This window comes from Kribbella sp. NPDC054772, from assembly GCF_053611945.1.
Window position 1 is genome coordinate 281,660 of the sequence record NZ_JBSHBJ010000004.1, and the last position, 12,765, is coordinate 294,424.

11 protein-coding genes are annotated in these 12,765 nt (G+C 69.6%); 6 read left to right on the forward strand and 5 right to left on the reverse strand.

Features of this window, described 5'->3' with window-relative positions; translation table 11 throughout:
• Positions 1–50: 50 nt before the first annotated feature.
• Entirely contained in the window at positions 51–773 is a 723-nt protein-coding gene (locus tag ACWGID_RS09460) for an aspartate/glutamate racemase family protein (RefSeq protein WP_452195942.1), read from the forward strand.
• Between the two features lie 6 nt (positions 774–779).
• Here ACWGID_RS09460 and ACWGID_RS09465 read toward each other — a convergent pair whose 3' ends face one another.
• On the reverse strand, positions 780–1,640 hold the full coding sequence (locus ACWGID_RS09465; RefSeq protein WP_452195943.1) for a MurR/RpiR family transcriptional regulator: 861 nt from the start codon (positions 1,638–1,640) through the stop codon (positions 780–782).
• A 134-nt stretch (positions 1,641–1,774) separates the two neighbouring features.
• Between ACWGID_RS09465 and ACWGID_RS09470 the strand changes: the two genes are divergently transcribed.
• Genes ACWGID_RS09470 through ACWGID_RS09480 form a run of 3 tightly spaced genes read left to right on the forward strand, consistent with a single transcriptional unit; the run spans position 1,775 to position 5,694 of the window.
• Entirely contained in the window at positions 1,775–3,217 is a 1,443-nt protein-coding gene (locus tag ACWGID_RS09470; RefSeq protein WP_452195944.1) for an MFS transporter, read from the forward strand.
• Position 3,218: 1 nt separating this feature from the next.
• The gene (locus ACWGID_RS09475; RefSeq protein ID WP_452195945.1) at positions 3,219–4,379 is read left to right on the forward strand and encodes an amidohydrolase family protein; all 1,161 of its coding nucleotides are present in this window, start codon (positions 3,219–3,221) and stop codon (positions 4,377–4,379) included.
• Between the two features lie 10 nt (positions 4,380–4,389).
• Positions 4,390–5,694, forward strand: a complete 1,305-nt coding sequence (locus ACWGID_RS09480) for an amidohydrolase family protein (protein ID WP_452195946.1) — start codon at positions 4,390–4,392, stop codon at positions 5,692–5,694.
• Between the two features lie 151 nt (positions 5,695–5,845).
• On the opposite strand, the gene ACWGID_RS09485 is transcribed toward ACWGID_RS09480, so the two are convergent.
• Together ACWGID_RS09485 and ACWGID_RS09490 are read right to left on the reverse strand one after the other, a co-directional pair.
• On the reverse strand, positions 5,846–7,159 hold the full coding sequence (locus ACWGID_RS09485) for an ABC transporter ATP-binding protein (RefSeq protein WP_452196103.1): 1,314 nt from the start codon (positions 7,157–7,159) through the stop codon (positions 5,846–5,848).
• Positions 7,160–7,232: 73 nt separating this feature from the next.
• Positions 7,233–8,402 (reverse strand): N-acetylglucosamine-6-phosphate deacetylase, encoded by a 1,170-nt coding sequence (locus ACWGID_RS09490; protein ID WP_452195947.1) that lies wholly within the window; start codon positions 8,400–8,402, stop codon positions 7,233–7,235.
• 143 nt (positions 8,403–8,545) lie between these two features.
• Here ACWGID_RS09490 and ACWGID_RS09495 point away from each other — a divergent pair, with 143 nt between their 5' ends.
• Complete coding sequence (locus ACWGID_RS09495; RefSeq protein ID WP_452195948.1) at positions 8,546–9,331, forward strand: glucosamine-6-phosphate deaminase; 786 nt, start codon at positions 8,546–8,548, stop codon at positions 9,329–9,331.
• A 134-nt stretch (positions 9,332–9,465) separates the two neighbouring features.
• On the opposite strand, the gene ACWGID_RS09500 is transcribed toward ACWGID_RS09495, so the two are convergent.
• Complete coding sequence (locus ACWGID_RS09500) at positions 9,466–10,782, reverse strand: Gfo/Idh/MocA family protein (protein WP_452195949.1); 1,317 nt, start codon at positions 10,780–10,782, stop codon at positions 9,466–9,468.
• Between the two features lie 10 nt (positions 10,783–10,792).
• Complete coding sequence (locus ACWGID_RS09505; protein WP_452195950.1) at positions 10,793–11,458, reverse strand: SGNH/GDSL hydrolase family protein; 666 nt, start codon at positions 11,456–11,458, stop codon at positions 10,793–10,795.
• A 95-nt stretch (positions 11,459–11,553) separates the two neighbouring features.
• On the opposite strand from ACWGID_RS09505, the gene ACWGID_RS09510 reads away from it, so the two are divergent.
• Entirely contained in the window at positions 11,554–12,759 is a 1,206-nt protein-coding gene (locus ACWGID_RS09510) for a putative glycoside hydrolase (RefSeq protein WP_452195951.1), read from the forward strand.
• The last annotated feature ends 6 nt before the right edge of the window (positions 12,760–12,765 follow it).

The window sequence follows — 12,765 nt, forward strand, 5'->3', positions numbered from 1 at the left end:
TCGCCGGGATCGAGCCGGCGGGTCACACCCTGACGAAGGAGTGACAACCGATGCGCATCCTGATCGCGAACGTCAACACCATGACTTCGATGACCGAGACGATCCGTACCCAGGCCGCCGCGTTCGCGTCCGAGGAGACCGAGGTGATCGGGCTGACCCCGGACTTCGGGGCCGAGTCGGTCGAGGGAAACTTCGAGAGCTACCTGGCCGCGGTGGGGGTGATGGACGCGGTCGTTCGGTACGACGGGCCGTACGACGCTGTGATCCAGGCCGGGTACGGCGAACACGGGCGCGAAGGCCTGCAGGAGTTGCTCGACGTACCGGTCGTGGACATTACCGAGGCGGCGGCGCAGGTCGCGATGCTGATCGGCCGGAGCTACTCGGTCGTGACAACGCTGGATCGTGCGGTGCCGCAGATCGAGGACCGGCTGCTGCTGGCCGGGTTGGCGGACCGTTGCGCGTCCGTGCGCGCGAGCGGGCTCGCCGTACTCGAACTGGAGGAGGACCCGGAGCGCGCCGTCGATGCGATCGTCGAGCAAGCAGTCAAAGCGGTCACCGAGGACCGCGCCGAGGTGATCTGCTTGGGCTGCGGGGGAATGGCGGGACTCGACCGCAAGGTTGCCGAGGCGACCGGCGTACCGGTGGTGGACGGCGTCGCCGCGGCCGTCGTGCTCGCGGAGTCGCTGGTGCGGCTCGGTCTGTCCACCAGCAAGATCCGGACGTACGCCGCTCCGCGCCCGAAACGCGTGACCGGCTGGCCGCTGGGTCGATGATCCCGCTCAGTCGGGGACGAAGAAGTCCATGTCCTGCCAGAGCGTGTCGACGTGCGAGATCGCGGTCCGGCTGCGCTGTGGCTCGATCGCGATCAATGCCGCGGCCAGCCCGTAGGCGAGGCTGGTCGCGACGGTCATCGACCGGAAGTTGGAGATGCCTTCGGCCGGGATGATCAGCACGTGGTCGGCATGATCGGCCGCGGGGGAGTGCCGCGTGTCGGTGACGGCGCAGGTGGTGGCGCCGACCTGCTGGGCGAACCGCAGCGCGGCCACGGTCTGCTTGTAGTGCTGCCAGAAGCTGAACGCGACCACACAGTCGTCGCTCGTCAGCCGGGCCAGCGCGTTGGTCAGGTGCGGGCCGCCGCGGTCCTCGAGGCTGATGTCGTACCCGCGGCTGGCCGCCATCATCGTCAGGCCTTGCGCGGGGAGCGCGTGCGTCCCGGTCGCGACCACGAGCGTCCGGGGCGCCGCGTGGATCGCCTCTACGACCGCGGCGCCTGCCTCGAAGTCGAAGGAGTGCAGGCAGGACTGCAGGTTCTCGGTGTCCCGGGCGAACGCGGTCGCCAGGACGCCGGCGTGCCCGGTCGTGGGTGCGTCGGCGTCGACGTCGTACCGCCGAACGACGTACACCGAACGGAACTCCGCCTGGAACTGCGGCCAGCCCGCGTACCCGAGGGACTGGGCGAAGCGGACCACCGTCGCGCCGTTCACCTCGGCGCGCTCGGCGACCTCGGCGGCGGTCGCGTACGACGAGAAGCTCGGTTGGGTGGCCACGACATGGCGGACCCGTTCGGCCTTCGGCCCGAGGCGGGTACCGCCAGCCTGGGCGTCGAGCCATTCCGCCACCGTGTGGACCTGGTCAGTCATCACCCCATTGTGCCGGATGCAAGAAATAATGCACCATCCCTTGCATGCACGATTTCATGCATCTACTGTCCTGAGTCATCCATCCCCTCCCTGGCAAGCCGAGCTTTGCCTGAGCATGGAAGAAGGAGGCTCCGATGACCGTGGAAATCCCTGCTGCCGGCCGGACTCTGCTGGATCGTCTCGAACGGCTCCCACTGTCCCGCCCGCACTTCGTCCTGCTGTTGATGGGCGGTCTCGGGATCGCGTTCGACGGTATGGACGGCTCACTGGTCTCGTACCTGCTGCCGGCCGTCAAACCGCTGTGGCACCTGGCGCCGTGGCAGATCGGCCTGATCGGCAGTTCACTGTTGATCGGCATCCTGATCGGCGCGCTGAGTGCCGGCATCGTCGGCGACGCGATCGGCCGCCGCAAGGTGATGATGTACGCGCTCGCGCTGTACTGCGTCGCCACGCTCATCGCGGCGTTCGCGCCCTCCTGGGAGATCTTCTTCAGCGCTCGCATCGTCGCCGGTATCGGCGTCGGCGCCGAGGCCGCGATCATCCCCGCGTTCATCGCCGAGTTCATCCCGGCCCGCTCGCGCGGTCTGCTGGTCGGTGCCGTGGCCGGGTTCTTCTCCGCCGGGTACGTCGCTTCCGCGCTGCTCGGCCGGCTGTTCGTTCCGACCTTCGACCACGGGTGGCGGATCGCGCAGGTCGTGACCGCGCTGCCGGTACTGATGCTGCTGTGGTGGCGCCGCAGTCTGCCCGAGTCGCCACGCTGGCTGATCCAGCAGGGCCGGTACGCCGAAGCGGGCGTGGTCGTAGACGCCTTGGAGGACGCCGTCCGCGCTGCCGGGAAGGACGTGCCGCCGGTGTCCGCGCCGTCGGTCGAGACCACGGTGTCGGTGCCGCGCAGTCCGAAGCCCGGGGCGGGCCTGGTGCTGATGTGGCAGAACGGCCTGGCTCGTCGTACGGCGGTGTTGTGGTTGCTGTGGATCTCGATCACGTTCGCGTTCTTCGGCTTCTTCACCTGGATCCCGTCGCTGCTCGTCGAGCGGGACCTGACCATCTCCAAGAGCCTCACGTACGCGCTGCTGATCACGCTGGCGCAGATCCCGGGGTACTACTCGGGCGCGTATCTCAACGAGCGGCTCGACCGGAAGTGGACGATCGCGTCGTACCTGTCCGCCGGCGCGATCTCGGCGTTCCTGCTCGCGAACGCCTCGAACAACGGCCAGCTGCTCGCCTGCGGCATCCTGCTCTCGTTCTTCATGAACGGCACGTACGCCGGTCTGTACGCCTACACGCCCGAGGTGTACCCGACCGCGATCCGCGCCACCGGGATGGGGACCGCGTCCGCGGTCGGTCGGCTCGGCGGGATCAGCGCACCGATCCTGATCGGCGTCCTGTTCACCTCGATCGGCTTCCTCGGGGTGTTCTCGATGATCGCCGCGGCGCTGCTGCTCGGCGCGGTCGCCATCCTCACGCTGGGGCTGTCGACACGCGGACGCCGGCTCGAGGAGCTGGACCCGGAGCAGTCGCTTGCACAGCCGAGCGCTTCGGTCATTCCGGAACGCGGCGCGGCGGCGGCGAACTGACATGGACACAGTCTTTGTGAATGCGGCCGTCCTCGATGTCCTTGAGGGTGTTCTCGTCGAGGATCAAGAGGTTGCCGTACGCAACGGACGGATCGCCGAGGTCGGGACCGGCGTACAAAGGACCGGGCGGGTGATCGATGTTCGCGGGCGAACGCTGATGCCCGGGCTGATCGACTCGCATGTGCACGTGACCCAGGCCAGCGCGAGCTTCGCCGAGATGACGTCCTGGCCGGCGTCGTACGCGACCGTCCGATCCACGCACGTACTGAAGGACATGCTGCTGCGCGGGTTCACCACCGTGCGGGACCTGGGCGGCGCCGAGGCCGGGCTCGCCCGGGCGCTCCGCGAAGGGCTCATCGAGGGACCGCGGCTGTTGTACGGCGGTCCGATCCTGGCGCCGACCGGCGGGCACGTGCTCACCCGGATCTGCGACGGTCCGACCGAGCTCCGGCGGGCGATCCGCGAGCAGATGGCGCAGGGCGCGCACCACGTCAAGCTCACGCTCAGCGGCGGTGTCGTGTCGTCGATGGCGCTCGACGCGCTGGCCTTCTCGGAGGAAGAGATCCGGGTCGCGGTCGAGGAGGCCGGGTTCGGCCACGGGTACGTCGCCGGGCACGCGTACTCCGCCGCCTCGGTGAACCGGGCGCTGCGCTACGGCGTACGGACGATCGAGCACGGGAACCTGATCGACCAGGAGAGTGTCGACCTGTTCCTCGAGCTCGATGCGTTCCTGGTGCCGACGCTGGCGACGTTCGACGCGCTGCGGCGCAGTGGAGCCGAGCACCTGACCGCCGAGGGCAAAGGCAAGCTCGACAACATCCTCGAGCTCGGGTTGCAGGCGCTGGAGCTTGCCGATCGCGCCGGCGTCGCGATCGGGTACGGAACCGACCTGCACGGGGAACTGCACGCGCACCAGCTCGACGAGTTCACGTTGCGGGCCGAAGTACAGAAACCTGCCGACATCGTTCGGTCCGCGACCGTCGTCGGCGCGGAGATCGCTGGACTGGTCGGTGAAGTGGGAGAGATCCGGGACGGTGCGTGGGCCGACCTGCTCGTGGTGGACGGGAATCCGCTGGAAGACATCGCCGTACTGACCGATCCGGACCGGCGGCTGCGCCTCATCATGCAGGGCGGCCGGATCGTGAAGGACACCCTGGACTAGGAGACTCCCGATGTGCCGTGATCATGACGAGGTCGAACCGCTGCCGAGCTCGATCAGCCGGCGCGGTGTGATCGGCGGGGCGATGGCGCTCGCCGGCGCCGGACTGGCCGCGGTCGGTCTGCCGACCTCCGAGGCTGAGGCGGTGGGGACCTCGCGGCCGTTGGGGGAGCCGCCGGTTCCGCAGGCGGTCGTGGTCGAGAACGGGATCGTGCTCGATCCGCTCACCGGGCGGGTTGTCGAGGACGCCGTCGTGGTGCTGGACCGCGGGAAGGTGGTGGCGGTCGGCAACCGTTCGGAGACCCGCGCGGCGGTTGCTGAGGTCAACGGCCGGGCGCGGGTGATCGACGTCGAGGGCCGCTGGGTGCTGCCCGGGCTGATCGACGTCCACGTGCACGAGAATGCGGTCGCCGACGCCCGCGCGGCCCTGGCCCGTGGCGCGACGACAGTCCGCAGCGGTACTTCGGACTTCTACCAGGACATCGGTCTGCGCGCATTAGGACCGTGGGCGCCGGGCGTCGTACCGCGGATGAAGGCTTCCGGCACGTTCGTCACACCGGATCTCGGCAACACGATCCTCGGCGACCCCGCGCTGGCTCCGCTGGCCGGTGGCGTTCGTACTCCGGAGGAACTGCGGTACCTGACGTCGGTCAATCTCGAGCGCGGCGTCGACTGGGTGAAGACGCGGGTCAACGAGCGGGCCGGCGTACCTGAGCAGGATCCGCTCACACAGGTGTACGACTACGAACAGATCCGGGCGATCGTCACCGAGGCGCGCAAGCGCGGGGTCGGGGTGATGTGCCACAGCTACAGCGAACAGGCGATCGACGACGCCGTCCGGGCCGGGATCAAGACCCTTGAGCACGGCGTGTTCGTCGGCGAGCGGACGCTGACGCGGATGGCGCGGCAGGGGACGCATTTCACGCCCACGATGTCCGCGATCGGCGGCATGCGGGACTCGTCGAACCCGATCCTGAAGCAGCGCGGCGAGCAGTACTTCCCCGTTCTTCAAGCTGGGGTACGCCGGGCCGCCGAACTGGGTGTCACCGTGGTGGCCGGCACGGACTCGTTCGGGCTCGACGTCGACCCAATCGGTGGCGAGGTCCGGTTGCTGCACGAGGCGGGGATGAGTGCGCTCGATGCGATCCGCGCGGCGACGACGAGCGCGGCGCGACTGCTCGGGCTCGAGGGTTCCGTCGGCCGCTTGGTCCGCGGGTACGCGGCCGACCTGATCGCTGTTGACGGCAACCCACTCGACGACCCCGGCGCCCTCGAACACCTCCACCTGGTGATCGCCGGCGGCGCCGTCGTCAACTGACCGGACCGCCACCACTCGCCAACCTCGCGGATCGCCCGCTGCGCACGCTCAGCCAGCGGTCGGGCGGACCGATCTGGGCGGTTGATGAGTGCTGCAGGTCCGCGGTCAGCCGGCACGGGGGCGGCGCGGTCGGCGGGTGAGCGAGCGCGGGTTAGCGGGTTACTCGGTCTACTCGGTGGCCGGTGCGGTCGAAGATGTGGATGCGGGAGGTGTCCAGGGCGAGGTGGATGCGGGTGCCGCGGCGTAGGTCGGCGTCTTGCGGAACCTCGATGACCAGGTCGGCGCGGCGGTGCGTCGGCGGTGGTTCGAGCGGGGGTTCGGTCGGGGAGCCGAGGCCGATGCGGGACCGGAGTCTGGTCAGCAGCGAGGACGGGTGAGTGGGCGACGTACCGTCGTGGTCGGGTAAGGCGTGCAGGGGTTGCGCGCGGCCGACGCGGTCGGGGTCGACGGCCTCGATCCCGCACTCGACGAACGCGATCGACTGCTGGCCGTGGAACTCGAACGCGCGCAGCGTCCCGGCCAGCGGGTTCGGGACGTCCTCGTCGGTGATCAGCCGGAACGCGTTCGAGCGGGCGCCGACGATCACCTGGGCGCCCTCGTGGTGGCGCAGGATCAGGGACCGGCGATCGGTCGGCGACAGGGCGACCGACTGCGCGCCGAAGTCGAGGGCGACCCGGTGGTGGGAAGTCACCCGGACGGTCGCGTACAGCAGATTGATCCGCGGCGTCCCGAGGAACCCGGCGACGAACGCGGTCGCGGGATCGTTGTAGACCTGGGCCGGCGTCCCGACGTCCTCGATCCGGCCGTCGCGCATCACCGCGATCCGGTCGGCCAGCGTCAGCGCCTCGACCTGGTCGTGGGTGACGTAGAGCGTGGTCACGTTCAGGTCCCGGGTCATCGCGCCGATCTCCTGGCGGAGTTCGGTCCGCATCGTCGCGTCCAGGTTCGACAGCGGTTCGTCGAGCAGGAACACCTCCGGGCGCCGGACCAGCGCGCGGCCGATCGCGACCCGCTGCCGCTGCCCGCCGGACAGCGTCTGCGGCATCCGGTCGAGCACCGAGGAGATGCTCAGGATCTGCGCCAGGCCGTGCGCCGTCGAGCTCGCCGCGGTGTCGTTCTGCCCCGCGATCTGCAGCGGGAACATGATGTTCTCCCGGACGGTCCGGTTCGGGTACAGGGCGCCGGTCTGGAAGACCATCGCCACCCCGCGCTCCCGCGGCGCCAGCCGGGTCCCGTTCGTCCGGCCGAACCACACCTCGCCCGCGGTCACCCGCTCCAGCCCGGCGATCATCCGCAGCAGCGTGGTCTTCCCGCACCCGGACGGCCCGAGCAGCACCATGAACTCGCCGTCGCCGATCTCCAGCGTCAGCTCGTCCACGGCCAGGTGCTCACCCTCGAACACCTTGGACACCGCGTCGAGCCGGATCGCCGTCATGTACGCCTTATACGGGAAGATCCGGTTCACCGGCAAGAAGTGAGCATCCTTGCAACAGGCAAGGTTGACGAGTTAACTGTTGCCGCAAGCAATGAGCGCGCCGTTACGCCGCCTGCGCGGGACGGCGGACCGTGCCGTTGACAACGATGGTCGCGACCTCGCCGATGCCGCCGTTCGGAGTGCGGGTCAGCTGCACGAGGTCGGCTCGGGCGCCGACCTCCAGACGGCCGCGATCGGTCAGGCCGAGCAGGTCGGCGGGTGTTGTCGTGGCCATCGTGACAGCGGTCTCCAACGGCAGACCGCCCGGGCCGGTGGACCAGCGGAGGCAGTCGAGGAGCGAGGCGCCGCTTCCCGCGAGGTACGGCGTACCGTGCAGGCGGAGGCTGCCGTCGGGGGAGACGGTGACCGCGCCGCCGACCGCGGTTCGGTAGTCGCCCGGAGCGCATCCGGCGAGCGCGGCGGCGTCGCTGGTGAGGACGCAGCGGGCGGCGCCCTTCGCGCGGACGAGAGCGGCGAAGGTGTCCGCCGGCAGATGGTGTCCGTCGGCGATGAGGAAGGCGGTGAGCTTGTCTTCGGTCAGCTGTGCCCAGATCGGGTTGTGGTGCCGATCGATCTGCGCGGGCAGACCGTTGCCCAGGTGAGTGGACAGCCGCCCACCGGCCGCCGCGAACGCGTGGATGTCATGGGCGGACGCCAGCGAATGCCCGACCGACACCACCACCCCGCGCGCTGTCAGGTGGGCCGTGAAGTCCATGGCGCCGGCGCGTTCGGGGGCAATGGTCATGATCGCGATCGCGCCGTCGGCGGCGGTCTGCCAACGGTCGAACTCGGCGGGATCGGGATCCCGAATGACGGCTGGGTCGTGGGCGCCGCGGGCCCCCTCGGCCGACGAGATGTAAGGGCCTTCGAGATGCAGTCCCGGAGCGCCGTACGCGACCGCGGGATCGGCGGCGCGGGCGGCGGCCGCGCGAGTGACGAGGGCCGTGGTGGTGGCGTCGTCGGCCGAGATGATCGTCGGGAAGACCGTGGTGACGCCCTGCTGCCAGAGGGTCCGGACGAGAGCGGACAACTCCTCGGCCGGGCGGGTCGGGTCGTTGACGTCCAGACCGGCGTACCCGTTGAGCTGGAGGTCGACGAGGCCGGGGATCAGCAGCAGGTCCGGAGCGGACGGGTGGTCGGTGATCTCCTCGATGCCGGCGGGGGAGTAGCGCACCCGCACGCCGCGGCCGGTGACGGTCCGGCCTTCCACGATGTTGCTCAGGACCTCGCTCATGACCGGACCTCGCTCAGCACAGGGGCCTCCTCGGGTTGTTCGGGACAACACAACTGCATCTTGGGACTCGCGGCAAGACATGCTAGTTTGCTGCAAACGTTTGTAGTCAACGACACCACCAAATCCGTCCCGAGGAGTGCACCGTGCTCGACACCCGGACCCAGATCGACGATCTCCAGCTCGCAGTCTTCGCCGCCACCGCGGACATGGCCGCCGCGGCCGCGGCCGGCACCGCCCAGGTGCTCACCCAGGCGGTCGCCGAGCGCGGCGCGGCGCGCGTCGTGATCGCCACCGGAAACTCGCAGCTCGCCTTCGTCACCGCCCTCGCCGGGTACGACGTCCCGTGGGCGAACGTCACCGTCTTCCACATGGACGAGTACGTCGGCATCGACGCGAACCACCCGGCGTCGTTCCGGCGCTGGATCCGGGAGCGGATCGCGGAACCGTTCGGCCCGGCGCGGGTCGAGTACATCGACGGCGAGGCGGCGGACGTCGAGGCCGAATGCCGGCGGTACGAGGAACTGCTGCGCGCGGCCCCGATCGACCTGACCTGCATGGGGATCGGCGAGAACGGCCACCTCGCCTTCAACGAACCCGGCCAGGCCGACTTCGACGACCAGCGCTGGGTCCGGCAGATCACGCTCACGCCGGAATCGCTGCACCAGCAGGTCGGCGAGGGCCACTTCCCGGACGTGGACGCGGTCCCGCCGACGGCGATCTCGCTGACCGTTCCCGCGCTGCTCAGCGCGCGCGTGGTGCAGGTCGTCGCACCCGAGCAGCGCAAGGCGGCCGCCGTACGCAACACCCTCACACGCCCGATCGACACGAGCTGCCCGTCCACGATCCTCCGCCGTACCTCGAACGCCACGCTCTACCTGGACGCCGACTCCGCCGGCGACTCCCGCGACCTCCTCCCCGCGAGCGCCTGACCGCCCCCCAAGCCGAGGGTTATCCCCTCGGCTTGGGGGTTCTTCGCTGGTCTACGAGCGAAGAACCCCTAACCCGCAGGGTTAACCCCTCGCGCGCGGACGGGCGGTGGGGCGGTGGCCAGGAAGGTCCTGCCTTAGGTGAGGTTGAGGAGGGTGGGGAGGTTGATGGGGTGGTGGGTGGTGATGGATTGGGTGAGGGCGTCGCCCATGGCTACGGCGTACGCCGCTTCGGTGCTCGTGGCCATCAGGCCGAGTTCGGTCGACTCGGGGGTCGGGCCGATGAACAGGTCGTGGCGCATCAGCGGGTCCGCGCCGCCATGGCCGCCTGACTCGGGGGCGACCTCGATGACGCGGCTCGGGCCGAAGAGCTCGGCGACCGTGATCTGGTCGGAGTCGGGCAGTGCGGTGCCGTCGACGGTGCGGCCGTGGCGGAGTTCGATGGATCCGTGGGTGCCGCCAATGCTGACCCGGTAGCCCTCCCAGGTGCTGGAGAAGTCGACCGAGTACGTCAGGTTCGCGCCGCCGGGGTAGCGGGCGATCGCGCTGTACGTGTCCTCGATGTCGATCTCCGCGTCGTACAGATACAGCGGCCGCGACGCCGGATACTGCCCCGGGTAGTGCAGCCCGAAGAGGCCGGCGCGGGCCGTGTCGTCGTCGGTCGGGAAGACGCCGGATCCCTGTTGTGCAACGAAGTACGGGTCGTCCGTACGCCGTTCGCTCCGGTGTGGGCTGGAGGGGCCGTAGTAGTTCAGAGCGCCGTACCCGAAGATCTCCTCTGGGGCGGAGCCGATCCACCAGTTCAGCAGGTCGAAGTGGTGTGACGACTTGTGCACCTGCAGCCCGCCGGACAGCGCGCGCTGCCGGTTCCAGCGCAGGAAGTAGCTCGCGCCGTGCCGCAGGTCGACGTGGTAGTCCATCACGACGCGGGTGATCCGGCCGACGGCGCCGCTCAGGATGAGTCGCTTCACCTCGCGGTGCGCGGCCGGGTAGCGGAAGTTGTGGCTGACCTGGACGGTCCCGGCCGACTCTCGCTCGGCGGCGAGCACCTCGCGGGCGGCCGCGGCCGTGCTGACCATCGGCTTCTCGGTGATCACGTCGACGTCGCGCCGCAACGCGCCGACGATGTACTCCGCGTGCGTGTGGTCCGGCGAGGTGACGATCACCGCGTCCGGGCCGACGCGCGCGAGCATCTCGTCGTACTCCGGCTGCGGGTAGAACGGGATCGGCGCGCGCCCGAGTCGCTCCAGCGCCCGGTTGAACTCGGCGACCCGGTCCGCGTCGGTGTCGACGATCGCGACCACCTCGGCGTACCCGGACAGGTCGTCCTCGTCGCTGCCGTACCCGAACCCGCCGTCGGCGGTTCGGTCGGTCAGTCCGAGGATCGGCAGGACGAAACTGGCCAGACCGCGGGCGGACAGGCCGCAGACGGCGTACCGGCGGATCGAGGACATCGGGGCTCCTTCAGTGGTCGAGCAGCCGGCAGCACGCGCTGCCGGCCGCGAACAGGCCAAGACTCTCGAGCAGGGTCCGAGCCATCACCCGGTGGCCGCGGCCGCCGGGGTGGGTCGGGTCGGCCATCCATTCGGTCGGCGCCCAGCCGGACCCGGCCGCGGTCCAGTGCGCGAAGTGGTCGACGAGCAGCACGTCGCGGCGGGCGGCGACGGTTCGGATCGTGTCGGCGTACGCCGGGAGGTGGTCGCCGAGGTTGTAGCGACAAGTCCGCAGTACGGCGGTCGGCGTCTGCGCCACGACGATCGCGCCGGTCTCCAGCGCCGTGGTGAGCAAGGTGTCGTAGACCTGCTCGAACGCGGCCACACCGTCCGGACCGGCTTTCGCGTCATTGGTACCGACCCCGATCAGAACGACGTCGGGGGACAGGTCGAGCGCCGCCGGCAGCCGACCGAGCGTGTCGGAGGTGGTCGCACCGGAGACGGCCCAGCGGACGAACGAGTCGCCGTACCGCGTGAGCTCGTAGCGGACCCGTTCCTCGAGCAGTTGCACGTAATCGCGCTCGGCGCCGGTCCAGTGCGCGCCCTGGGCGATGCTGTCGCCGATCGTCGCCCAACGGATCGGCTCGCCCGACTGGAGTGCAGCTGCGACTCCGGCCGTACCAGTGCTGTTCGCCATGGCCGACACGATAGCAAGATTCTCTGCTATTGCGACAAACGTTTGCAGTCCGTATCGTCCAGCGCACCCCCTCCCCGTTGCAGAGGAGCCGCCCGATGCGCAACGACCCTCGCCTGACCCGCCGCGGTCTACTGGCCGGAACAGCCGCGACCGCTCTCCTGACCGCAGGTACGACGGCGTACGCCGCGCCGTCCCGCAGCACCGCCCTGACCCTCCCGAACCCACCCGCCGGCGGACTCTCCCGCGGGCAGGTCTTCGACAACCAGATCCCGGACCGCTCGGTGTACGCCGGGCTGGTCTGGTTCGTCTGGGGAGCGTCGAGCCTGGCCCAACCGACTGGCGCGGTGCCGTCGGCGTACATGCCGGCCTTCCGCGACTTCGACAAGACGCACACGCTGGCGTGGTACGAGGCGAACCACCCGGACTGGATCGCGTACAAGGCCGACGGTTCGACGGTCGCCTGGGAGTTCGGCAACACGACGTACGTCCCGATCGACTTCCAGAACCCCGCTGTCCGGACGTTCTACTGGGACTCGTTCGTGCAGCCGAAGATCGACGCCGGCTACCCGATCATTGCCTTCGACAACGTCCTGACCTTCAACGGCTACGGGAACGCCGGGCACAAGAACGGCACCCTGTTCGTCCAGCAGTACACCGGCGACCGGGTCGACGACGCCTGGGCCGCCGCGGTCCTGGACTGGATGTCGTACCTGTCCCAACGGCTGCACGCCGCCGGGGTCGGGATGGCCGCGAACATCACCTGGAACGCCTCGGTGAAGCTCGCCGACATGCTCGAGGCGGTCGGCCTGGTCGACGTGTACGTCGACGAGCAGGGGTTCACCGTCCATCGGCCGGAGAACTACGGCGACGCGGCCTGGCTGAACAAGTACAACTTCACCCGCCAGATCGCTGCGCAAACGTTGCACCTGGCGATCAACCAGACCACCGAGGAAACGCTCGCGACCGCGACCCCGGCGCAGATCGACTGGGCGGTCGCGAACTACCTGCTCTATCGCGAGCAGAAGAGCATGCTGACGATCTGCGGCGTCGGCGAGTACCACGTCTTCGTCGATTGCCCGCAGTTGCACACGGACATCGGTACGCCGTCGGCGGCGCCGGTGCTCGACGCGTCCGGCGCGTACACCCGCCGCTACCAGCGCGGCCTGACGCTGGTGAATCCCTCATCGACCGCCACCGCGGTGGTCACGCTGCCGTCCGGAACCTGGACCGATCTGCACGGCACCAGGGTCTCCGGTCAGCTCTCGCTCCCGCCCAACTCGGGCAGCGTGCTGTCGAACTAGTTTCCT

Bases quoted from the DNA above. Each gene is read 5' to 3' on its own strand.
- ACWGID_RS09460 (WP_452195942.1), top strand. From the start codon at position 51: ATGCGCATCCTGATCGCGAACGTCAACACCATGACTTCGATGACCGAG.
- ACWGID_RS09465 (WP_452195943.1), bottom strand. From the start codon at position 1,640: ATGACTGACCAGGTCCACACGGTGGCGGAATGGCTCGACGCCCAGGCT.
- ACWGID_RS09470 (WP_452195944.1), top strand. From the start codon at position 1,775: ATGACCGTGGAAATCCCTGCTGCCGGCCGGACTCTGCTGGATCGTCTC.
- ACWGID_RS09475 (WP_452195945.1), top strand. From the start codon at position 3,219: ATGGACACAGTCTTTGTGAATGCGGCCGTCCTCGATGTCCTTGAGGGT.
- ACWGID_RS09480 (WP_452195946.1), top strand. From the start codon at position 4,390: ATGTGCCGTGATCATGACGAGGTCGAACCGCTGCCGAGCTCGATCAGC.
- ACWGID_RS09490 (WP_452195947.1), bottom strand. From the start codon at position 8,402: ATGAGCGAGGTCCTGAGCAACATCGTGGAAGGCCGGACCGTCACCGGC.
- ACWGID_RS09500 (WP_452195949.1), bottom strand. From the start codon at position 10,782: ATGTCCTCGATCCGCCGGTACGCCGTCTGCGGCCTGTCCGCCCGCGGT.
- ACWGID_RS09505 (WP_452195950.1), bottom strand. From the start codon at position 11,458: ATGGCGAACAGCACTGGTACGGCCGGAGTCGCAGCTGCACTCCAGTCG.
- ACWGID_RS09510 (WP_452195951.1), top strand. From the start codon at position 11,554: ATGCGCAACGACCCTCGCCTGACCCGCCGCGGTCTACTGGCCGGAACA.